This window comes from Pseudomonas sp. SJZ131 (assembly GCF_007828705.1).
GTDB lineage: Bacteria > Pseudomonadota > Gammaproteobacteria > Pseudomonadales > Pseudomonadaceae > Aquipseudomonas > Aquipseudomonas prosekii.
Window position 1 is genome coordinate 773,524 of sequence record NZ_VIVC01000001.1, and the last position, 18,905, is coordinate 792,428.

20 protein-coding genes and 2 tRNA genes are annotated in these 18,905 nt (G+C 59.0%); 12 read left to right on the forward strand and 10 right to left on the reverse strand.

Annotated elements, in window-relative coordinates:
• Positions 1-300: 300 nt before the first annotated feature.
• Positions 301-2,427, reverse strand: coding sequence for a TonB-dependent receptor domain-containing protein (locus FBY12_RS03265; protein WP_145251136.1), 2,127 nt, complete (start codon positions 2,425-2,427; stop codon positions 301-303).
• A gap of 366 nt (positions 2,428-2,793) precedes the next feature.
• On the opposite strand from FBY12_RS03265, the gene FBY12_RS03270 reads away from it, so the two are divergent.
• Both FBY12_RS03270 and FBY12_RS03275 read left to right on the forward strand, forming a co-directional pair.
• Positions 2,794-3,678, forward strand: a complete 885-nt coding sequence (locus tag FBY12_RS03270; RefSeq protein ID WP_121730663.1) for a manganese catalase family protein — start codon at positions 2,794-2,796, stop codon at positions 3,676-3,678.
• A 261-nt stretch (positions 3,679-3,939) separates the two neighbouring features.
• The gene (locus FBY12_RS03275; RefSeq protein WP_145251139.1) at positions 3,940-4,869 is read left to right on the forward strand and encodes a ZIP family metal transporter; all 930 of its coding nucleotides are present in this window, start codon (positions 3,940-3,942) and stop codon (positions 4,867-4,869) included.
• Positions 4,870-5,044: 175 nt separating this feature from the next.
• On the opposite strand, the gene FBY12_RS03280 is transcribed toward FBY12_RS03275, so the two are convergent.
• The 3 genes from FBY12_RS03280 to FBY12_RS03290 all read right to left on the reverse strand — a co-directional run bounded on the left by FBY12_RS03280 (position 5,045) and on the right by FBY12_RS03290 (position 6,762).
• The gene (locus FBY12_RS03280; protein ID WP_145251142.1) at positions 5,045-5,299 is read right to left on the reverse strand and encodes a DUF6555 family protein; all 255 of its coding nucleotides are present in this window, start codon (positions 5,297-5,299) and stop codon (positions 5,045-5,047) included.
• Between the two features lie 193 nt (positions 5,300-5,492).
• Positions 5,493-6,215, reverse strand: a complete 723-nt coding sequence (locus FBY12_RS03285; protein ID WP_145251145.1) for an NUDIX hydrolase — start codon at positions 6,213-6,215, stop codon at positions 5,493-5,495.
• A complete protein-coding gene (locus tag FBY12_RS03290) occupies positions 6,208-6,762 on the reverse strand; it encodes an adenylyltransferase/cytidyltransferase family protein (RefSeq protein WP_145251148.1) in 555 nt (184 codons plus the stop codon). The genes FBY12_RS03285 and FBY12_RS03290 overlap by 8 nt, the downstream gene beginning before the upstream one ends.
• 176 nt (positions 6,763-6,938) lie before the next feature.
• On the opposite strand from FBY12_RS03290, the gene FBY12_RS03295 reads away from it, so the two are divergent.
• The 4 genes from FBY12_RS03295 (at position 6,939) to FBY12_RS03310 (ending at position 10,429) form a co-directional block, all read left to right on the forward strand.
• On the forward strand, positions 6,939-7,586 hold the full coding sequence (locus FBY12_RS03295) for a nicotinamidase (RefSeq protein WP_145251151.1): 648 nt from the start codon (positions 6,939-6,941) through the stop codon (positions 7,584-7,586).
• 10 nt (positions 7,587-7,596) lie between these two features.
• Positions 7,597-8,826: a nicotinate phosphoribosyltransferase gene (gene pncB, locus FBY12_RS03300; protein ID WP_145251154.1), complete on the forward strand. Its 1,230-nt coding sequence runs from the start codon at positions 7,597-7,599 to the stop codon at positions 8,824-8,826.
• A gap of 1 nt (position 8,827) precedes the next feature.
• On the forward strand, positions 8,828-9,670 hold the full coding sequence (gene nadE, locus FBY12_RS03305) for an ammonia-dependent NAD(+) synthetase (protein ID WP_145251157.1): 843 nt from the start codon (positions 8,828-8,830) through the stop codon (positions 9,668-9,670).
• A 105-nt stretch (positions 9,671-9,775) separates the two neighbouring features.
• Positions 9,776-10,429 (forward strand): peroxiredoxin, encoded by a 654-nt coding sequence (locus tag FBY12_RS03310; protein WP_121730670.1) that lies wholly within the window; start codon positions 9,776-9,778, stop codon positions 10,427-10,429.
• A 60-nt stretch (positions 10,430-10,489) separates the two neighbouring features.
• Here FBY12_RS03310 and FBY12_RS03315 read toward each other — a convergent pair whose 3' ends face one another.
• Together FBY12_RS03315 and FBY12_RS03320 are read right to left on the reverse strand one after the other, a co-directional pair.
• The gene (locus tag FBY12_RS03315) at positions 10,490-10,921 is read right to left on the reverse strand and encodes a hypothetical protein (RefSeq protein ID WP_101208790.1); all 432 of its coding nucleotides are present in this window, start codon (positions 10,919-10,921) and stop codon (positions 10,490-10,492) included.
• 79 nt (positions 10,922-11,000) lie between these two features.
• Positions 11,001-11,774: an L-iditol 2-dehydrogenase gene (locus tag FBY12_RS03320; protein WP_145251160.1), complete on the reverse strand. Its 774-nt coding sequence runs from the start codon at positions 11,772-11,774 to the stop codon at positions 11,001-11,003.
• Between the two features lie 241 nt (positions 11,775-12,015).
• Between FBY12_RS03320 and FBY12_RS03325 the strand changes: the two genes are divergently transcribed.
• On the forward strand, positions 12,016-12,927 hold the full coding sequence (locus FBY12_RS03325; protein WP_178111710.1) for an AraC family transcriptional regulator: 912 nt from the start codon (positions 12,016-12,018) through the stop codon (positions 12,925-12,927).
• 289 nt (positions 12,928-13,216) lie between these two features.
• Here FBY12_RS03325 and FBY12_RS03330 read toward each other — a convergent pair whose 3' ends face one another.
• Positions 13,217-14,062, reverse strand: coding sequence for a GNAT family N-acetyltransferase (locus FBY12_RS03330; RefSeq protein WP_145251163.1), 846 nt, complete (start codon positions 14,060-14,062; stop codon positions 13,217-13,219).
• Between the two features lie 280 nt (positions 14,063-14,342).
• Between FBY12_RS03330 and FBY12_RS03335 the strand changes: the two genes are divergently transcribed.
• From FBY12_RS03335 to FBY12_RS03355, 5 genes are all read left to right on the forward strand, one after another.
• Positions 14,343-14,416 (forward strand) — tRNA-Cys (locus tag FBY12_RS03335).
• Between the two features lie 252 nt (positions 14,417-14,668).
• On the forward strand, positions 14,669-15,106 hold the full coding sequence (locus FBY12_RS03340) for a DUF3757 domain-containing protein (protein ID WP_121730673.1): 438 nt from the start codon (positions 14,669-14,671) through the stop codon (positions 15,104-15,106).
• A gap of 263 nt (positions 15,107-15,369) precedes the next feature.
• Positions 15,370-15,456, forward strand: a tRNA-Leu gene (locus tag FBY12_RS03345).
• 30 nt (positions 15,457-15,486) lie between these two features.
• Positions 15,487-15,909: a hypothetical protein gene (locus FBY12_RS03350; RefSeq protein WP_145251169.1), complete on the forward strand. Its 423-nt coding sequence runs from the start codon at positions 15,487-15,489 to the stop codon at positions 15,907-15,909.
• A 301-nt stretch (positions 15,910-16,210) separates the two neighbouring features.
• The gene (locus tag FBY12_RS03355) at positions 16,211-16,429 is read left to right on the forward strand and encodes a hypothetical protein (protein WP_092269090.1); all 219 of its coding nucleotides are present in this window, start codon (positions 16,211-16,213) and stop codon (positions 16,427-16,429) included.
• A gap of 33 nt (positions 16,430-16,462) precedes the next feature.
• Here FBY12_RS03355 and FBY12_RS03360 read toward each other — a convergent pair whose 3' ends face one another.
• The 3 genes from FBY12_RS03360 to FBY12_RS03370 form a co-directional block, all read right to left on the reverse strand.
• Positions 16,463-16,693, reverse strand: coding sequence for a hypothetical protein (locus FBY12_RS03360; protein WP_092269087.1), 231 nt, complete (start codon positions 16,691-16,693; stop codon positions 16,463-16,465).
• Between the two features lie 109 nt (positions 16,694-16,802).
• Entirely contained in the window at positions 16,803-17,024 is a 222-nt protein-coding gene (locus FBY12_RS03365; RefSeq protein ID WP_145251172.1) for a hypothetical protein, read from the reverse strand.
• Positions 17,025-17,096: 72 nt separating this feature from the next.
• The gene (locus FBY12_RS03370; RefSeq protein ID WP_145251175.1) at positions 17,097-18,752 is read right to left on the reverse strand and encodes an ABC-F family ATP-binding cassette domain-containing protein; all 1,656 of its coding nucleotides are present in this window, start codon (positions 18,750-18,752) and stop codon (positions 17,097-17,099) included.
• Positions 18,753-18,905: the final 153 nt, after the last annotated feature.

Consider the following 18,905-nt stretch of genomic DNA (forward strand, 5'->3'; position numbering starts at 1 on the left):
TGCTACAGGGTGCGCGGCGCTGCCGATGAAGATTTACTCTCCCGCACGGCATGCCTTAAGACGTCATCCGCCGATAACCCCGTCCTTCGCCAACAACCCCATCCCTTTGTAGCAGCTGGCGCAGCCTGCGTTCGGCGGCGAAGCCGTCGCCAGATCAGCTATCGCGGTGTATCAGTTAAATCTCGCGGTTCGGATTTACGACGGCTGCGCCGCCGGACGCAGGCTTCGCCAGCTGCTACAGGGTGCGCGGCGTTGCCGATGATGGGGCGCAACCCTAAAAGTGGCGCGATCACTTGGGGGTTAACGCAAACTCCACGACACGCCGAAGTACATTGCCATGCCTTCGCCCGGCGTCGAGCGGGCGGCGTCGAGGCCTTTGTCGTCGTAGCCCGGCGTGACGGTGGCGGCGTAGTGTTTGTTGGTCAGGTTGCGCAGGTCGAGCCAGGTTTGCCAGTCATCCTTGGGCGCGTTGTAACCGAGGGTTGCACCGAACGTCGCATAAGGATCGGCGTAATAACTGTTGGCGTAATCGACCGCGGTTTTCGACACCCATTGCGTGTTCAGCGCCGCGAAGAAACCCTGGCGCCAGTCGTAGCGCAATTCGCCCTGGTAGTAGTGCATCGGCAGGCCGGGCAGACGGTTGTCGCCGAAACGCTCGTCGTCGCGGTAATGGAAATCGCTGAAGGTGTAGCTCTGGCGCAGGCTCAATCGGTCGCCATTGTCCGCCGACCACAAGGTGCTTTGCAGGCTCGCTTCAACGCCTTGATGCACGGTCGGGCTGGCGTTGAGTTCGTAAGGCGTGACGGCGTTGGCGTCGGGCAATACCGAGAGCAATTCGTGGCGCACTTGCGCGTAATACCAGGCCAGACTCCACTGGCCGAACGCGCTGTCGCCTCGGCCGCCAAGTTCGAGGGTGGTGGCGGTCTGGTTTTGCAGTTTGATCGGGTCGCGCTGGGTGCCGGTGGCCGCGCCGCTGCCTGCCGGGAAGCGCTGGTCGGCGCTGTAGATCAGCGACCACGGGTGCGGCCCTTCGACCGAACGGCTGAGATTTCCGAACACTTGCAGGTCCGGCGTCACTTGATAGCGCAGGCCCAAACGTGGTGCGTAATCCCAGTCGCCCATGCTGGTCTTGCCGCCGCCCTCGGGGTAAGTCACGGCGCTTTCGCGGCGGGTATAGATCGCCGCGAGGCCGGTGGTCAGCCACAGGTCATCGGCGAGTTCCAGATCGTTGCCGACGTGCAGCACGGTGTCCGAGCCCTGATACGTGAAATTGCGCATGTGCGTGCCCGGCGGGTAACCGGCGGTGTTGCCGCCGGGGATGCGCACCAATTCGCTGGCGCCGTCATTCGGCAAGTGTTTGGTCACGCGCAGCCCCAGCGTACTGCGGCTTTCCATGCCCCAGAGGCTGTCGCGGCGCTTGTAATCGAAGGTGCCACTGACGTCGCTGTAGGCGACTTTCAAGCGGTTCGGGCCTTCGCGCAAATCCATCGGATAGTCGTGATAGACCAGGCCGGTCTGGAGGCTCGAATCGTCGTCGATGTAATACGTGGTCTTGTTGCCGAAGAAAGTGCTGCCCGGTTGCTTGCGGCTGTCGTCGCGCGACACGTAGGCCGGATTCGCCGCGCGCGGGTTGTGCTCGATGGAATGCTTGGTCACGCGGCCGGCGAGGTCGTTATCGGTTTCGCGATAACGCAGGTAAAAACGCGTTTCGAGGTTCGGATTGAAGCGATAACCGACGTTGGCGATCAGCCCTTGGCTTTCGCTCGCGGTGTGATCCTGATAACCATCGGCGCGCGCATCGGTGAGGGCAACGTAGTAATCGAGGTCGCCGAGCACTTGCCCGGAACTGAGCTGGCGCTGCTGATAGCCGTGGCTGCCGGTGGCGTAGCGCACTTGCAACTTCGGTGCGTCGTAACCGGTGTGGCTGACGTAATCGATAGCGCCGCCGAGGGCCAGCGCGCCACGGTCGAAACCGTTGGCGCCACGCAGCACTTCGACGTGATCAAGCCACAGCGGTTCGAGCAATTCATAAGGCGTGCCGCCGGGGCCGGTCAGCGGCAAACCGTCGAGCATCGCGTACAGCCCTGACGCGTGCGCGCCCGGTGCGCGGTTGATCCCCGAGCCGCGAATCGAAATCTTCACGCCTTCGTTGCCCGCCGACTGCGCATACACGCCCGGTTGATAGGCCAACACGTCCTGATTACTCGCGACTCGGCCCTGCAACGGGCGGCGCAGGTCCACGACATTGGTCGCACCGGGCACCTCGGCGAGCCGTGTCTCAGCCTCTGTAATGCTCTGATCTTCGCCACTTTGCTGCTCACCTTGAATCAGCACTTGCCCCAATTCCAGGCCTTCGGCCGCAGCCATGGCCGGGCAGGCGAGGGCTATCCCGAGCAACGCAACGGGCAGGGATTTGGGCGACGGCATCGAGGGAACTCCAGGCATTACAAAGGAAGAAAAAAGGCATATAAACCGGCAGTGAACACTGCGACGTAAGTAAGAACGAGCAGAGCACATGGCAATTTTGCCTTTTGCGCCCAGCCCTTTGCAGATCGCCCCGAATTGGCGTGACAGCGGTTGAGATCAGCGAGCAATCCAAAGTTTGAAGTGTTTCGCCAATCACCGACGACTGGCACGGAAAAGCGCCGATTTGCCGCGTTCGATGCCGCCTGTCGCGAGCCTTCAATCTTTATAAAATTTTCCCGATGGCCCCAGCTTCAGATGTTTGTGGGCGGCGCATTCAGTCAACCGGCGAATGAGTTACGCAGCCTTTAAGGCCTGAGGAGATCCATCATGTTTTTACACAACAAGCGACTCCAATACACCGTACGCGTAGCTCAACCCAACCCTGGGTTGGCGAACCTTTTACTGGAACAATTCGGCGGCGCCCAAGGCGAACTTGCCGCCGCTTCACGCTACTTCACCCAGGCGCTGGCCGAAGATGATCCAGGCAGGAAAGACCTGCTGATGGACATCGCCACCGAAGAGCTCAGCCACCTGGAGATCGTCGGTTCGATCATCGTAATGCTCAACAAGGGCGCCAAGGGTCGACTGGCCGAAGGCGTGGAAGAAGAGGGCGAGTTGTACCGCGCGATCAACGGCGCCGGTAACGATTCGCACATCACCAGCCTGCTGTACGGCGCCGGCGCGCCACTGACCAACTCGGCCGGCGTGCCGTGGTCAGCCGCTTACGTCGATACCATCGGCGAGCCGACTGCAGATTTCCGCTCGAACATCGCTGCCGAGGCGCGGGCGAAAATCGTCTATGAGCGACTGATGAACGTCACCGATGATCCCGGCGTGAAAGAAGCGCTCGGTTTCCTGATGACCCGTGAAATCGCCCATCAACTGTCCTTCGAAAAAGCCTTGCACGCGATCCAGCCGAACTTCCCCCAAGGCAAGCTTCCGGGCATGCCGGAGTTCACCAACGTCTACTTCAACCTGTCGCAGGGCGAGGGCAGCACACGCGGTCCATGGAATCAGGGCGAAGATTGGGAATATGTCGAAGACCCGCAACCGGCAGTGGACGGCGGCGATGGCTCGGCCAGCGTGCAGTTGAGCGCCGAGGACGAAGAACTGCTGTTGGACATGAAAATGCGCACCATGTCCGACCCTGACAGCGACCCGGTCACGGGCGCGGATCTGGGTGCAGGATTGCAACAACGGGCGGATGCCTGACGGGACGACCGCACGCCACTTTGGCGTGCGGTTTTTTTTTGCTGAAAAACTCCATTTAACGAAAGCAGATTGAACAATTGAGGTGAATCAAATGGTCTCTACTACAAAGATGTCCTCGGCAGAATCGTTCGAGGGCTTTTCGCGTCTGTTCAGCTCCACCGCTATGGCTTTCGAGCGAGAGGCGTCACGGCTCTCGCGGCAGATTCACGCGGCGGCACCGAGGGCAAACGGCAAACGCTCCAATGGCAAATAGAGGTTTTTATGTCCGACCCTTCTTCGCCCACTAGAACGTCCTGGCACGCCGGGCTTGACCCCGGCAAGAGCGGCAACTGGTTGGCCATCCTGTTCTGGGCGACTTTGGTGGGCGTCACGGTTCTGTTGCTGATCAGCGGTTATAGCGCGTTCACGGGCGACAACCGCGCCAACCTGAATTACGCCTTGCTCGGTGGTTTTTCCGGTTTCGGCGCGACTGCCCTCGGCGCCGTCGCCGCCGTGGTATTGCGCGACATCAGTGCCCGCACGCAGGACATCATGCTCGGCTTCGCTGCCGGGATGATGCTCGCCGCCAGTTCGTTCTCGCTGATCCTGCCCGGCATCGACGCGGCGCAGTCGATTGCCGGCAACAAACTGCTCGCAGCCTGTGTCGTGGTGTTTGGATTGGCATTGGGTGTGGCGCTGATGGTCGGGCTGGAGCGCTTTGTTCCGCATGAGCACGAGAAGAGCGGGCGCAAAGGTCCGGAAGCGCAGCGCTTCAATCGCGTCTGGCTGTTCGTGCTGGCGATCACTTTGCACAACCTGCCCGAAGGCATGGCGATTGGCGTGAGTTTCGCCAATGGCGACATGAAAGTCGGCCTGCCGCTGACCACCGCGATTGCGATTCAGGACATCCCCGAAGGTCTCGCCGTGGCACTCGCCTTGCGCGTCACCGGCATCTCGACCTGGCGCGCGGCGCTGATCGCGATTGGCTCGGGATTGATGGAGCCACTGGGCGCGGTCATCGGCCTGGGCATCTCCAGCAGTTTTGCCCTGGGTTATCCGGTTGCGTTGGGCCTGGCGGCCGGGGCGATGATTTTTGTGGTGTCGCATGAAGTGATTCCGGAGACCCATCGCAACGGCCACGAGATGCCGGCAACGCTCGGTTTGATGCTCGGTTTCGGGGTGATGATGTTCCTCGATACCGCGTTGGGCTGAGGATGCAATAAAACGGCGCCGGCAAATTTGCCGGCGCCGTTTTATTGCATGAATGAAAGCCCCCTGTAGGAGCGAGGCTTGCCCGCGAAGGCTATTCAACAGTCAACGGTGATGTTGAACGTGCAGACGCCTTCGCGGGCAAGCCTCGCTCCTACGGGAGCCGTGGCGGTTAGGCTTACAATGTCGTCACCTCCGACCACGTCAACGTTGCCGATTCACGCCACTTGACCTCAGTCACCCCGTACTTTTCAGCCTGGGGTTTGGACACAACCTTGAGCGGCGGTCGACCGGGTTTGGGTATCGGCGCGATGCCGGCATCACAACTAGCCCAGTGCCAGGCATCGCCATTGTTCATTACCTTGGCGCGGATAATGAACGACTTGGTTTTGCCGTGCAGTTTGTACTCAATGACGTAAAGACCGGTGTTCATGAGTCCCCCTCCTTTTGCTCATAGATAAAGGAGTGGTCGCGTCAGAAAAAAATTCAAAGCAATTGACGGCCGACGTTACCTTTTGATTTGCGGAAGGAAAATCGGGCTGATTTGTGCGGTTTTCAAGGGCTCGAATGCGCTCCGACTGAGCGCTATGCTGCCGTTCAAACGCTCGCCGCACACTGATCAATCGTCACTCGAGAAAACACCGGTCAAACAGATAAAGGCTCGCAGGTTTCAGGTTCTCGACGGTGGCTTGCGGGCGGCCGCCGTCGCCGCTTTTCTTGCGCCCGGTTTCCTGCAGATGGCCGGCCTCGGTCATCTTCAACAGGCGTTGGCGAATACTGGTTTTGAGCACCGGACGCTCCAGCACCAGCGAGAAAATATTCACCGCTTCCGGCGCGCTGAACTCGTTACCGAGGAACATCAGCGGCAGGCTGCTGTAGAGCGATTTCGACAGCAGGCGCTCCTGCACGGCGGCGACCAGTTGGTTGTGATCGAACGGCAATTTGGTCGAGGCATCGGCGACGTCCTGCAACGGGAAAAAGCGCTGATGCTCAGCGAGCTGTACCGGCTCGCTGACGATCGCCAGGTAAAACGTCGATGACGACCAGCAGCGTGGGTCGCGAAACGCATCGCCGACCGTGCCAACTTGTTCGATCCACGCCAACGGCATGCCGACCTTGCTCGACTGGCGCAACCGCTCGACCGCGTCGGCCAATGTCAGGTCTTCGACGCCGCCGTTGACGACGATGCCGGGCAGCGCCCAGTGGCCGGCGAACGGCTCGGCTTCGCGGCGATTGAGCAGGATTTGCAAGGCGTGATTGTCGCGGCAGTAGCGCAACACGCACAGGTCGATGGTGTGCAAGTAGGCGCGGGGCAACGTTTCAGTGGGCAGCGCGGTGCGGTCAGGCATGGGAGTTTCCGTGAGCGGCGTAGAGGTCGTAGTTTACCGGGTTCATCCCCGGCGCCATCCATTGGCTGGGCAGAGCCTCGCCCAACGCCAGACGTTGGCGAATCGCGGTGCTGCGCACATGAATGGTTTCCTCGATGCACATGATCGAAAAGCGCTCCAGTAATTCCTCGCCGCGATAGAAGCTCGGCAGCAACTGCGCAATGTCTTCGCCAACCACCAAGGCAATCTGTTTACCGTCCAGCGCCAGGCTCTCGGCGAGGTGGGCGAGCAGGGTGTAGCTGTAGGTCGGCCCGTCAATCTCGCGTGCAACCTGCTGTTCGACGCGGCTGACCGCAATGTCGCCACGGCACAGCGGCCGCACGTGCTTGACAATCGATTCCAGCCAGCTCAGCCGCAACGGGTAATCCGCCATGCGTTTGCCATAGGGGTGGCGAAAGCTTGGCGCGACCAGCACGCGCTTGGCTCGTGCGGCGGCTTCAATCATCACTTGGGCGTGACCGGCGTGTGGCGGGTTGAACGCGCCGCCGTACAAGGCTAACTCGAACATGCCTGAATCTCCTGCTAGGTACATGACGTGTACCCTAGCATCAAAATCCGTTCGCGCCAAATAGCGAAGTCGCAGGGTTTAGGTAGAACGAGCCGTTCGAAAATCTTTTTTAAAAACTCGCTTGCCATGAAAGTACACGACATGTACCTTTGACTCCAAGAACAGGAGAGCACGCCATGACCAGCCCAACCGTCAAAACCGCTTCCTTCGATGTCGATGCACAAAAAAGTTTTACGCCGCTGTGCCCGGATGAGCTGCCCGTGGCTGGCGGCGATCAGATCGGCGGCGAACTGAACTTCATCGCCGCCCTCGCCAGTCTGCGGGTCGGGAGCAAGGACGCCCATTCGCCGCACGCACCGTGGGTGGTCGCCGAACACGCGCAGATGCTTCAACCAACCGGCCTCGAACATGCTGATATGACCTGGGTCAGCCACTGCATCCCCGGCACCGAAGGCTTCAAATTGCTCGACGAATTGCCCAGCCCATATGACTACGACTACTTCGTGTGGAAGGGTGTCGAGCCGGACCTTCACCCGTATGGCGCCTGCTATCACGACCTGCACGGCAAGCTCTCGACCGGCGTCATCGAATACCTGAAAAGCCAGCAAGTGCAGCAAGTCATCGTTGGTGGTCTGGCCCTGGATTTCTGCGTCAAGACCACAGCGCTGCAACTCGCCGCCGCCGGTTTCAAAGTGATCGTGCACCTGCCGGCGTGCCGGGCGATCAGCGAGGAGGGCGCCACCCAGGCCATTGAGCAAATGCAACACGCGGGCATCGCGGTTACCGCGACTCGCGAAGAAACCGCCACGTTGGCAAACGCATAAGGAAAATGACATGGACAGTGCATTCGACCGCGACAACGGCGTGATCCAGAGCCTTCTGGACACCGATTACTACACCTTCACCATGATGCAAGCGGTGCTGCACCAGCACCCGAACGTCGAGGTGGAATACCAGTTCATCGTCCGCTCCAAAGAACGCCTCGGGCACCTGATCCCGCAGTTGCGCGAAGAACTGGAGAAGCTCGCCGGCCTGCAATTGCGCGAGGGCGAGCAGCGGTTTCTGTTCAACAAACGCTTCCGCGAATACCTGACGCCGGACTTCGAACAATTCCTCGGTTTGTTCCGCTTCAATCTGCGTTACATCCACGTCGCGGAAGTCGACGGTCAACTGAACATCCGTGTTCGCGGGCCGATGCTGCACTGCATCATGTTCGAGCAACCGGTATTGGCGATGGTCAGCGAGTTGCGCAACCGCGACAAATACCCTGAAGTCGAACTGGCCGACGTCACGCGCCAGCTCTATCAGAAGTTTGAATGGCTGGAGAAAAACGCCAGCCGCGAAGAACTCGCCGAGTTGCGCGTTTCGGACTTCTCGACCCGGCGGCGTCTGTCATTCCGCGCTCAGCGCGAAGTGGTGAACGTGATGCGCAGCGACTTCCCCGGTGTGTTCGTCGGCACCAGCAACGCGCACCTGGCATACGAATTCGACTTGCCACTGATCGGCACCATGGCCCACCAATGGCTGATGGTGCACCAGCAACTCGGGCGGTTGCGCGAGAGCCAGAACGCCGCGCTGGAAAACTGGGTGCACGAGTACCGTGGCCGCTTGGGGATCGCGCTGACCGACTGCATCAGCACCGACTTTTTCCTCAAGGATTTTGACCTGTACTTCGCCAAGCTTTACGACGGTCTGCGTCAGGATTCCGGTGACCCGATCGTCTGGGCCGACAAAGTGCTGGGCCGTTATAAAGAGCTGGGCATCGACCCGCGAACCAAGGACCTGATGTTCTCCGACGGTCTCAACTTTGAAAAATGCCTGCCGATCCTGCGCCACGTTCGCGGCAAGGCCAAATTCGGCTTCGGCATGGGCACCAGCCTGGCGTGCGACGTTGAAGGCGTCGAACCACTGAGCATCGTCATGAAACTGGTGCGCGTGCACGGCGAACCGGTGGTGAAGTTCTCCGATGACCCGATCAAAAACGTCTGCGAAGACGCCTCGTTCCTGCGCTACGCGGCGCAAGTGTTCAACGTCACGCTGATCAATCCGCAACTGGGAGCCTGAGATGAGCACACAACAGCAAGGCATTATTGCCCGGGAATTGGGCATCGATCGTCAGTTGAAAAAGGGAGGCGAAAGCGCAGAAATCGCCCGGCGCATCGACTTCATCAAACAGGTGTTGCGCGAGTCCGGTTGCAAGGCTTTGGTGCTGGGGATCAGCGGCGGCGTCGATTCGCTGACCGCCGGGCGCTTGTGCCAAATGGCGGTCGAGCAATTGCGCGACGAACACTATCAGGCGCGGTTTATTGCCGTGCGCCTGCCCTACAAAACCCAGGCCGATGAACAAGATGCTCAGGCGTCACTCGACTTCATCGGCCCGGACCTGATCACCACCGCCAATATCGCCGCGTGCGTCGACGGCTTGATGGCCAACATCGCCATCGACGGCTTGCAGCCTTCGGCCCAATTGCTGGATTTCGCCAAGGGCAACGTCAAGGCGCGGGCGCGGATGCTCGCGCAATATGCGATCGCCAATTTCAGCGGCGGGCTAGTCGTCGGCACCGACCACGGCGCCGAAGCGCTGATGGGGTTCTTCACCAAATTCGGCGATGGCGCCTGCGATCTGGCGCCGCTGTCGGGCTTAACCAAAACCCAGGTGCGCCTGCTCGCCGATGCCCTGCAAGCCCCGGCGCATTTAGTGCGCAAACCACCGACCGCCGACCTCGAAGAACTGGCGCCGGGCAAGCTCGATGAAGCGGCGTATGGCTGCACTTATGAGGAGATCGACGCTTACCTGATGGGCGAAACGGTGTCGGCGCAGGCGCGGCAGATTATCGAAAATGCCTACAGCAAAACCGCACACAAACGCGCCTTGCCAAGGGTTCCTGTTACCGCAGGTTGCGAGTAACCGGCAGGTCGCAAACCGTCTCCTATACTGTCTCGCGTTGACAGGTTCAACGCCGTTGGCGAAGGCTGTTGGGCTCCCCCACGACCTCACCGTAAGGAGATCATCATGGCAATCCGTATTGGCGACGAGGCACCGGACTTCACCGTTGAAAGCACTGAAGGCACACTGAATTTCCACCAATGGATCGGCGATAAATGGGCGATTCTGTTTTCCCATCCGAAGGACTTCACCCCGGTCTGCACCACTGAACTGGGCTATATGGCCGGGCTCAAACCGGAGTTCGACAAGCGCAACACCAAGGTCGTCGGGCTCAGCGTCGACCCGGTCAGCAACCACGCCAGCTGGGCCAAAGACATCGAAGAGACCCAGGGCCACGCGGTCAATTACCCGATGATCGGCGACGAGAATCTGGTTGTCGCCAAGCTCTACGACATGATCCATCCGAACGCCAGCGGCGGCGCGCGCACTGCCGTGGACAACGCGACGGTGCGCTCGGTGTTCATCATCGGCCCGGACAAGAAGGTCAAGGCAATGCTCATTTACCCAATGAGCGCCGGGCGCAATTTTGACGAAGTATTACGTTTGCTCGACGCGCTGCAACTGAACGCCAAACACACGGTGGCGACCCCGGTTAACTGGCGTCCGGGCGACGACGTGATCATCCCGACTTCGGTTTCCGATGAGGACGCACGCAAGAAATACCCCGAAGGTTTCACCACGGTGAAACCTTATCTGCGCACCGTGGCCCAGCCCAAGTAATCCGTTCAGGGATTCGCAACTGGCAGCATCGGGGGCATTTTGGTGTCCCCCGGTGCCGAGTCAGGCAGCCAGTTGTTGTTGCAATTGCAGGTTACCGTCGACGTCCTTGACCAGACCGCTGGCGAGGAACAACGGTTGCAAGCGTTTGTGCAGCTGTGGCTCGACGAATTCCTTGACCGTGTCGAGGGCCAGGTTGCCATAAACCTCCAGCTCCGCTTTGGAATACGACAGCCAGGCCTTCTTCAACACCATTAAAACGTCGCTGCCGGCGGTGGAAGCGAAGCGGCGGTTGAGCACCTGGCCGTCGAGGTTGAAGGTGTGCTGATACTCGTAGTCGGTCTGGTCCCCGGCAGTTTCGACGCAACGGATGCACGTGCATTGGCCGTCACCGAAGGCCATCCGCAGATAGTTGTTGAAGTCGACCACGGGTTTGAGGCCCAGGCGCTTATCGACTTCGAACAGGTCGCCAGTCAACTTTTCATCATTACTCAACGTCAATTCCCTCACAGTCATGCGGCGTATTTTCACAGCGCTGCACAATACCAGCCGAACCGGCTGCGCGGGTACTCGATCAGCTCATCCAGTTGCCGCCATCGACGTTATAGGTCTGCGCGACGATGTAATCGCTTTCCGCCGAAGCGAGGAAAATCGCCATCCCGACCAGGTCTTGCGCCGTCGCCATGCGCCCCAGCGGCACTTCGTCGCCGACGAGTTTTTTCTTCTCGCCGAGCGGGCGGTTTTCGTACTTGGCGAACAGCGCGTCGACGCCGTCCCAGTGCTCGCCATCGACCACGCCCGGAGCAATCGCGTTGACGTTGATCCGGTGCTTGATCAGGTTCAGCCCGGCCGATTGGGTCAGGCTGATCACCGCTGCTTTGCTCGCGCAATACACCGCCACCAACGCTTCGCCGCGCCGCCCGGCCTGACTGGCCATGTTGATGATTTTGCCGCCATGCCCCTGGGCGATCATTTGCCGCGCGGCGGCCTGCAGGGTGAACAGCGTACCGGCGACGTTGATCGAGAACAGTCGATCAAAGCTGTCGCGGGTGATCTCGGTGATGGGCGCGAGGTCAAACAGCGCGGCGTTGTTGATCAGGATGTCGAGCTTGCCGACCTTGCCGACCACCGTGGCGATGGCGGCGTCGATAGAGGTCTGGTCGGTGACGTCCATTGCCACGGCGTAGGCATTCGGGCCCAGTTCGTCGGCGGTGATTTGCGCACGTTCGAGGTTGATATCAGCGATGGCCACGGTCGCGCCTTCGTCGATATAGGCTTGGGCGAAGGCGCGACCAATGCCGCGCGCCGAACCGGTGATCAGCGTACTTTTACCTTGCAAACGTTTCATGGTGTTCTCCGCTCTGCAGCGTCGGCAGCAGGAATTTATTGTTGTCAGCCGCAATGGCGAGCCGATTACAGCAGCTCGACCAGCGCCTCACAAATCAGCGGCCTACACTTGACTGGTACTTTTTTAACCGCGCTGGCCGAAGGAAAAAAAGTATCAGTCGCCGCCGAATGTCGAGCTAGCCAAGGCCCGCATAGCAGTGGGATTCTTGCCGAACCACAAAAATAACCAAGGCGTGATCGTGATGAGCTCGACCACCCGCACCATGGCGGAAAAACCAGCGGCGCTCGAAGTGATTCTCAACGAGCCGCAGCACAGCTTTCGCTGGTATCAGCACGACTATCCGTTTGATCTGGCGCGCTGGAATCATCATCCCGAGTTCGAAATTCACCTGATCCGCGAGGGCAGCGGTCGCTTGCTTGCGGGCGATTACATTGGGCTGTTCGAGGCGGGGCACGTCGCGCTGATCGGTCCGGGATTGCCCCACGACTGGATCAGCGACCTGGGCAAAGGCGAGTTGATTGCCGGGCGCGACGTGGTGTTGCAGTTCGACGGTCAGGCGATGATGCAACTGCGCAATCTGGTGCCTGAACTCGGCGAGCTGCAAAGTCTGTTTCGCCAAGCGGCGCAAGGCGTCGAGTTCAACGGGGACACGCGTGCGAAAGCCGCGCAGTTGCTTGAGCAGATCGGCCAGAGCCAGGGGTTTGAGCGGCTATGCCTGTTCCTTTCGTTGCTGCAAGTGCTGGCCGCAGCGCCCGAACGCGAACGCAAAACCCTCGCCAGCCCGCACTACGCGCCGATGCTCGATGCCCTGACTGCCGAGCGCATGAGCATCGTTTTCGATTACATCCTCAACGACCTTGGCGATGAACTGCGCCTGTCGGTGATCGCCCAGCGTCTGCAGATGAGCGATCCGGCGTTCTCCAAATTCTTCAAACGCTCGACCGGCCACACTTTCGTCGACCTGACCCGCAAACTGCGCGTGCAGCGCGCCTGCCGATTGCTCGCACAGAGCGGCCTCAGCGTCTCGAATATCTGTTTTGAAGTGGGCTACGCGAATCTGTCGAATTTCAACCGGCACTTCCGCCACGAAATGCACGAAACCCCGAGCGAATATCGGCAGCGGCTGCGGGGAAGCGCGGCTGCAGGTTTATAGAGCTGCCCAATCAAACGAAATGCCTGGGGCAGGTCAGGTTCCTGTGTCGAGCAAATACCATTGCTGTAGCCAGCAAGAATCCAGTTGCCAGCGAGAGTCCTGTAGCCAGCAAGAATCCAGTTGCCAGCGAGAGTCCTGTAGCCAGCAAGAATCCAGTTGCCAGCAAGAGTCCTGTAGCCAGCAAGAATCCAGTTGCCAGTAAAAGTCCTGTGGCCAGCAAAAATCCTGTGGCGAGCGAGCTTGCTCGCGTTGGACTGCGCAGCAGGCCCACTTCAAAGGGCTACTGTGCTCAACCAATCGCCTGGCTCACCAGCGCAAACTGACGCACATCACCGGTTAATCGCGGTGGGCCGCCGTGAGCCATCTGCGTAACGCTATCAACTGCCATCAGGCCGACAGTTTCCAGCCAATCACCCAACCCGCAATCGGCCGGAATATCAACGCGCACAAACTCGCCCGGCACCTGCGCGAGCAAAACCCCAATCAAATGACGAGCCTGATCGAGATTCTCCGCAACCACCGGACCAATGCTCAAACCACGACCACAAACCCGCAACATCGCAAATGCGCACAAACGACCATTGTGTTCGATGCCGACCGAATCTTTGGCGATACCGAGCAATTCATTGATCACAGCGCCACGCTCCATGCCTGTCGCGGCATTCGCCAGTTCCAGCACATTCGCCTTATCGGCATCACGCAACGGGCGGCAGGTTTTAGCGCCCACTAATGGTTGCAGGGCAGGGACGTGCGCCAAGCCCTGATGCTGCGCAATCTGCCCGAACTCGACAAAACCCTGGCTGACATACAGCAGCGCACCAGCGCGGGTGGCGTTGAGAATTGGCGTTCGCGTCTGACAAGCGTCCAGCACCAGTTCCATCAACGCGCGGCCAATGCCCTTGCCCTGGTAATCGCTGCTGACAATCACCAGGCCAATCGTTGCGTAATCACCTTGAGGGCAGGTGAATGCCGTACCCATCAGACGCTCGTCATCCAGCGCAACAAAACCGAGGCTGAGCCGCAGCAGCATCGCCCAGTCGTCCAGCCGATGTGGCCACTTCAATTGCTCGGACAGGGCGAGGGCGGCCGGCAGATCGGCATCGGTCATCGGGCGGTAAACAACAGTGGCGGACATGGCAAATCTCCGTTGAAGAATGGGCGTGAACGGCCGCAGTGATGGTGCCTGTGCGAAGCCTGGATGAAAACCTTCCTGCCGCGCTGTCTTCAACCCGAGAGAATTTTTTTTGAAATCAAGGGGTTGCCACCCTCGGCAATTCAGTACATAATTCACGCCATCGAAAGCACTGACCGCTGAAAAAGCTCAATGTTTTCAAAGAGTTAGAGAGTGATTGAATTGTCTCGAAACTCAACGTTTGTATGCGTCTGGTGTCGTGCTACTGACATCCGATGTTTGAGGCCGAGTAGCAAAATGGTTATGCAGCGGATTGCAAATCCGCCTACGCCGGTTCGATTCCGACCTCGGCCTCCACTTTTAAAAGCCCTGTAGATCAATGATCTACGGGGCTTTTTTTATGCGCGCTGGAAAGTATCGCCAACGCGACATCGTCTGGCATTGTTCAGAGAACCTTCCGATCCAAGTCCGCGTAGATTCCTACGAAGTTTCGGATAAGTCCTACAGATTAAAAAACCTGCGAATGATATCTAAGCTTCCTTCCCCATTTCTGATCGGACGGCAGTTGTGCTCAGATTGATATTTGTGAGGCTTGTTTGCTTGTCATCGATGCTCCTTTCGATCTCCGCAACTGCGCAAGGTCAATATTTTCGTATTTCAATGTGGCCGGACAGCGAGGAATCATGCCCGCTGCCAGAGGATATTCACAACAATGCAGGGATCTTTACCGCGCCCGCGAGTACTGATGGCGTTGAATGGATCGGAGCCGTGGTTGATGGCCAAAATGATCGGGTCAAGAACTTCCACAAAGGCTTGTTCGTGCTGACCAAGGACGAATACAACGGCCTCGGGGTTCTGAGTAGCTGCATGTATGAATTGTCGGGAGGGCAATTCTTGGCAATGCGTCTGGACTTGGGCAAGAACTTCCAACAAGGGATGTGGATCGAAATGGCCTCGCAGTGGAGCAAATCTGCCGACGTTGCGTCATCGTCAATACTTGAATGCAACAGTAAAGCAGCCGCGGGCTGCGCGTTTTATCTGGAGTGAGCACGGGGTCGGGTGCGGCGATTCAAGCTTTTCACTCTGTTGCTGCGCCGACTTCGACCTTCTTCCCTGCCGTATTTCGTAGTCCTTTGATCTACCAAGCTTTTTCTTTGCGCCGCATTGAGGCATTTAGTCTTGAAAAGTGCATATGCGAACTTGCTTCACGGGGGAGGGATGTATATATTTCCACCTCCGCTGCACCAGCGTCAGAACTGTCGCCCAGCCAAACAGCTGTCGCGACGCTCAGACCGCTTCACCGCGCTACCGCCCGAATGGCGAAATTGGTAGACGCATGGGACTTAAAATCCCCCGCTCGTAAGGGCGTGCCGGTTCGATTCCGGCTTCGGGCACCATATTTATCAAAGGCCTGCATGAGGTTTCTCATGCAGGCCTTTGTCGTTTCCGGGTTCGCGATTTATCACCAGCAAGGAGCTCCAGTTTTGATTTCAATGATGAAAAAGACTGTTTTTGGATTCGGCGTCGCGGTTATGGGTTTAAGTGTTGTCCCGTCTTCCTCGGCAGAGGAAATGACCGAACGAGAAATGGCAGTGACGCTCGTCGCAGCGCAGAGAGCATGTACTCACGTCTATCCAGGCATCGAATTCACAATTCAGAACGCCATCGATGACCCTGAAATGCAGTTACCCGCCGAGGTGGGTGAAGAAGCACTGCTCGCCGAAAAATCGCCGGAGTATCAAAAAGAAATTCGCCTGGCTCAAGACCCAATGGAACAGGACGTGACTGGACGAGCAGCGCTTGGCCTGATGTGTTCATTCATGAAGCCGCCCAAGCGTTTCTGGCAGTGAACTGAATTACATCTGGTAATTGCGGCGTTTCAATTCGCTGCTCAAAATCCAGACAAAAAAAAGCCCGCATGCGGGCGGGCCAAGGGGATTTATCAAAAGGAGTGGTTCCACAGTAGAGCTTGGGTTGTGAACGCAATGTGAAAGGGATGTGCAAGAAAAGTCCCGGCCGCGAGCGCTCAAGCGATTCACCTGGCGCGCTACCGGTTATCGGCTAACAGGAATCATTCAAATGTTCCCGACTCAATTCCATCACACGCAATTGCTTCGCCGTCGGCGAGCAAGTCAGATGGGGTTGATATAAATGACATCAGTCGATGATTTCCGGATCAAATCACACGAGCTTTTGATGAATCTGGATGCTGCAACATCAGAAATGATGCAATTAATTTCATCCCGCTCAGTGTCCGGCCCGCTTTGGGAGGACGCAGTCAAACGCCAACACGACGCTTACGTGCGTTGGAACGCGTTTATTAATAGTCGCGACGGCGACGAACCGCTTGAGGTGCCGCCGGCCAACTGAATACTGCCCGTCGAGCGATGCGCGGCGGGCAAGTTATCTGAACCGTGGCAGTGGTCGCTCAACTGGACGCAACGAAGACAGCGTGCTGCGAATCAGCGGCGTGTCCTTTTCGATGTCGTTCAGGCGATCACGGATTTTCAGCGCGGTCGGGTGCCCGCCCTGGTGATCAACCCAGTCGGCAATTTCTTTGCAGGCTGCAGCGAGACGCGCCTGACGGGAGTCAAGCAGGGTGAGCAGGGTGGTGATGGACTCTTTTTCGGACATGACACACCTCCGTTGAGAGAAAACCTGGCAATGCAACAAAAGCCCGCATGTGCGAGCTCTGCCGGTGGCGTTGCTGGTCGTTCAGCTCCAATAAGTGTAGACCCGCGTTTCAGCCTTGCCGGGCCGTGACTTGCGACTTGGCGTTAAGCTGCCGGCATTCACGTCGCGCGTCTTCTTCCAGATCAAAACCGTCGCCGATAAAACCACGGGTGCGGGTGTCGGCGATGCGAAACCAGACCGTCGCTTCGGGCGGCGTGTGGCTGACTTCTCCGGCGCGGCGGCCATGGATGATGATCTTGTTGCAGCGCTTCACGACGAAAATGTCTTCCATGGCACCACCGTGGCTGATTCGTGTTCACATCAACTATAGAAGCCCTTGGCTATCGTGCAAAAAATGCACAGGTCAGTTCGTCGGTTGGTTGCGCGTGGCCGGCTGCAATTGCCAGCCACACGCCTTCCATTGCAGCGTGTGGCTCGGGTCCAGCGCCGCGAGAAATGCCGGATCGTGAGACACCGCGATGATCGCGCCGGGGAAGCTGCGCAAGGCGTGCTCGAATGCCTCGATGGATTGCAGGTCCAGATGATTGGTCGGTTCGTCCAGCAACAACAACTGCGCCGGCACCTTGCGCCATAAGGCGATGGCGAGCGCCGCTTTCAGCCGTTCACCACCACTCAATGAACCGCTGGGCCGGGTGACTCGGCTGGCGTCGAGTTGCAGATTCGCCAGATAACTGCGCAACAGGCCTTCCGCCAGCGGCGTGTCCAGCAAGCCCAATTGCTCGACCACTGCACGCCGATCGTCCAGCAACGCCAATTGCTGATCGAGAAACGCGCTCGGCACATGCGCAATGCATTCACCGCTGCTCGGCGGATGTTCGCCCGCGAGCATTCGCAACAAAGTCGATTTGCCGCAGCCATTCGGACCGCTGACCGCAATCCTCAGCGGGCCACAAATGTTCAGGCTCACATACGTGGCGGGTTGGTCGGCGGCGAGCCAGGGTAATTGCGCGTTGATCAGCGTCAGCACCTGACGCGTCGCCGGTACCTCGGTGCCGGGCAGATTGACCACGACGCATTCATCCGGCAACACCTTGGCGTGTGCCTGTCGCACCTGCTGATCAAGCGCGTTTTTGCGCGATTGATGCGTTTGGCGCACCGGCCCCATGGCGTCCGCCGCCGCGCCTTTTATCCGCGCGCGTTCAAAACCGGAGACATTGGCCACATCAGCCTTTTTGCGCGTGGACGCGGCGCGGCGCTGCACTGTGTCGTGTTCACGCTGCAGCCGGCTGCGCTCACGGGTGCGTTGGCTGCGAGCCTGATCAAGGACTCGTTGCACGGCAGCGTTTTCGACAGTGCGTTGCTGCTGAAACGCCGAGTAATCGCCGCTGAACACGCTCGCCCCACGCGGTGTTATCTCGACAATCCGCTGCATGCGGCTCAACAGTTCCCGGTCATGGCTGATCACGATCAAACCGCCGCGCCACATATCGAGCATGCGCATCAGCCAACGCCGACCTGCTGCGTCGAGGTGGTTGGTCGGCTCATCCAGCACCAGCAGCTGCGCCTGCCCAAGCAGGGCGCCGATCAGTGCGATGCGGGCTTGCTGGCCGCCGCTCAACTGTTGCGTCAGTTGCTCAAAAGCAATGTCCGCAAGACCAGCCTCGTCCAGCAACTGCCGCAGCCGCTCGGGCAAATCCCAACGGTCAGCCAAGGTGTCGAAATCCTCGCTGGAGGCGTGCCCGAGATTCACACGCGCGAGGGCGTGCAGCGCTGGGGCGCAACCGGTGGATTCGGCGACGGTTTGCCCTTCAATGATTGGAAACGTTTGCGCGACATAAGCGACGCTGGCCTGGCGAGTCAGGCTGCCGGCGGTGGGTGTGAGTTGCCCGGCGATCAAGCGTCCGAGCACGCTTTTGCCGACGCCGTTGCGCCCGACGATAGCGCTGGGGACTCGGTCGAAGCTGAGGTTCAGTGAATCGAAAAGTGCCTCGCCGTTGGCAAACTGGAAACCCAGTTGGTTCAGGGAGACGAGAGCAGGCAGACGCGAGACGTGAGTCATCGGCACCTCCGGAAAATGTCGAAAAACCAACAAGCGCCGTAGCGGCTTGTCGCGGGAACATTTTGGAAGGCTTAGTTGTTCACGTTGGCGGTCGTCCTGCGAGAAGGAAAGGTCGTCAGGCTAGACGAGGACTCGCGTTCGAGCAAGTCCTCG

Bases quoted from the DNA above. Each gene is read 5' to 3' on its own strand.
- FBY12_RS03265 (WP_145251136.1), bottom strand. From the start codon at position 2,427: ATGCCGTCGCCCAAATCCCTGCCCGTTGCGTTGCTCGGGATAGCCCTC.
- FBY12_RS03270 (WP_121730663.1), top strand. From the start codon at position 2,794: ATGTTTTTACACAACAAGCGACTCCAATACACCGTACGCGTAGCTCAA.
- FBY12_RS03275 (WP_145251139.1), top strand. From the start codon at position 3,940: ATGTCCGACCCTTCTTCGCCCACTAGAACGTCCTGGCACGCCGGGCTT.
- FBY12_RS03280 (WP_145251142.1), bottom strand. From the start codon at position 5,299: ATGAACACCGGTCTTTACGTCATTGAGTACAAACTGCACGGCAAAACC.
- FBY12_RS03285 (WP_145251145.1), bottom strand. From the start codon at position 6,215: ATGCCTGACCGCACCGCGCTGCCCACTGAAACGTTGCCCCGCGCCTAC.
- FBY12_RS03290 (WP_145251148.1), bottom strand. From the start codon at position 6,762: ATGTTCGAGTTAGCCTTGTACGGCGGCGCGTTCAACCCGCCACACGCC.
- FBY12_RS03295 (WP_145251151.1), top strand. From the start codon at position 6,939: ATGACCAGCCCAACCGTCAAAACCGCTTCCTTCGATGTCGATGCACAA.
- pncB (WP_145251154.1), top strand. From the start codon at position 7,597: ATGGACAGTGCATTCGACCGCGACAACGGCGTGATCCAGAGCCTTCTG.
- nadE (WP_145251157.1), top strand. From the start codon at position 8,828: ATGAGCACACAACAGCAAGGCATTATTGCCCGGGAATTGGGCATCGAT.
- FBY12_RS03310 (WP_121730670.1), top strand. From the start codon at position 9,776: ATGGCAATCCGTATTGGCGACGAGGCACCGGACTTCACCGTTGAAAGC.
- FBY12_RS03320 (WP_145251160.1), bottom strand. From the start codon at position 11,774: ATGAAACGTTTGCAAGGTAAAAGTACGCTGATCACCGGTTCGGCGCGC.
- FBY12_RS03325 (WP_178111710.1), top strand. From the start codon at position 12,016: ATGAGCTCGACCACCCGCACCATGGCGGAAAAACCAGCGGCGCTCGAA.
- FBY12_RS03330 (WP_145251163.1), bottom strand. From the start codon at position 14,062: ATGTCCGCCACTGTTGTTTACCGCCCGATGACCGATGCCGATCTGCCG.
- FBY12_RS03340 (WP_121730673.1), top strand. From the start codon at position 14,669: ATGCTCCTTTCGATCTCCGCAACTGCGCAAGGTCAATATTTTCGTATT.
- FBY12_RS03350 (WP_145251169.1), top strand. From the start codon at position 15,487: ATGCAGGCCTTTGTCGTTTCCGGGTTCGCGATTTATCACCAGCAAGGA.
- FBY12_RS03355 (WP_092269090.1), top strand. From the start codon at position 16,211: ATGACATCAGTCGATGATTTCCGGATCAAATCACACGAGCTTTTGATG.
- FBY12_RS03360 (WP_092269087.1), bottom strand. From the start codon at position 16,693: ATGTCCGAAAAAGAGTCCATCACCACCCTGCTCACCCTGCTTGACTCC.
- FBY12_RS03365 (WP_145251172.1), bottom strand. From the start codon at position 17,024: ATGGAAGACATTTTCGTCGTGAAGCGCTGCAACAAGATCATCATCCAT.
- FBY12_RS03370 (WP_145251175.1), bottom strand. From the start codon at position 18,752: ATGACTCACGTCTCGCGTCTGCCTGCTCTCGTCTCCCTGAACCAACTG.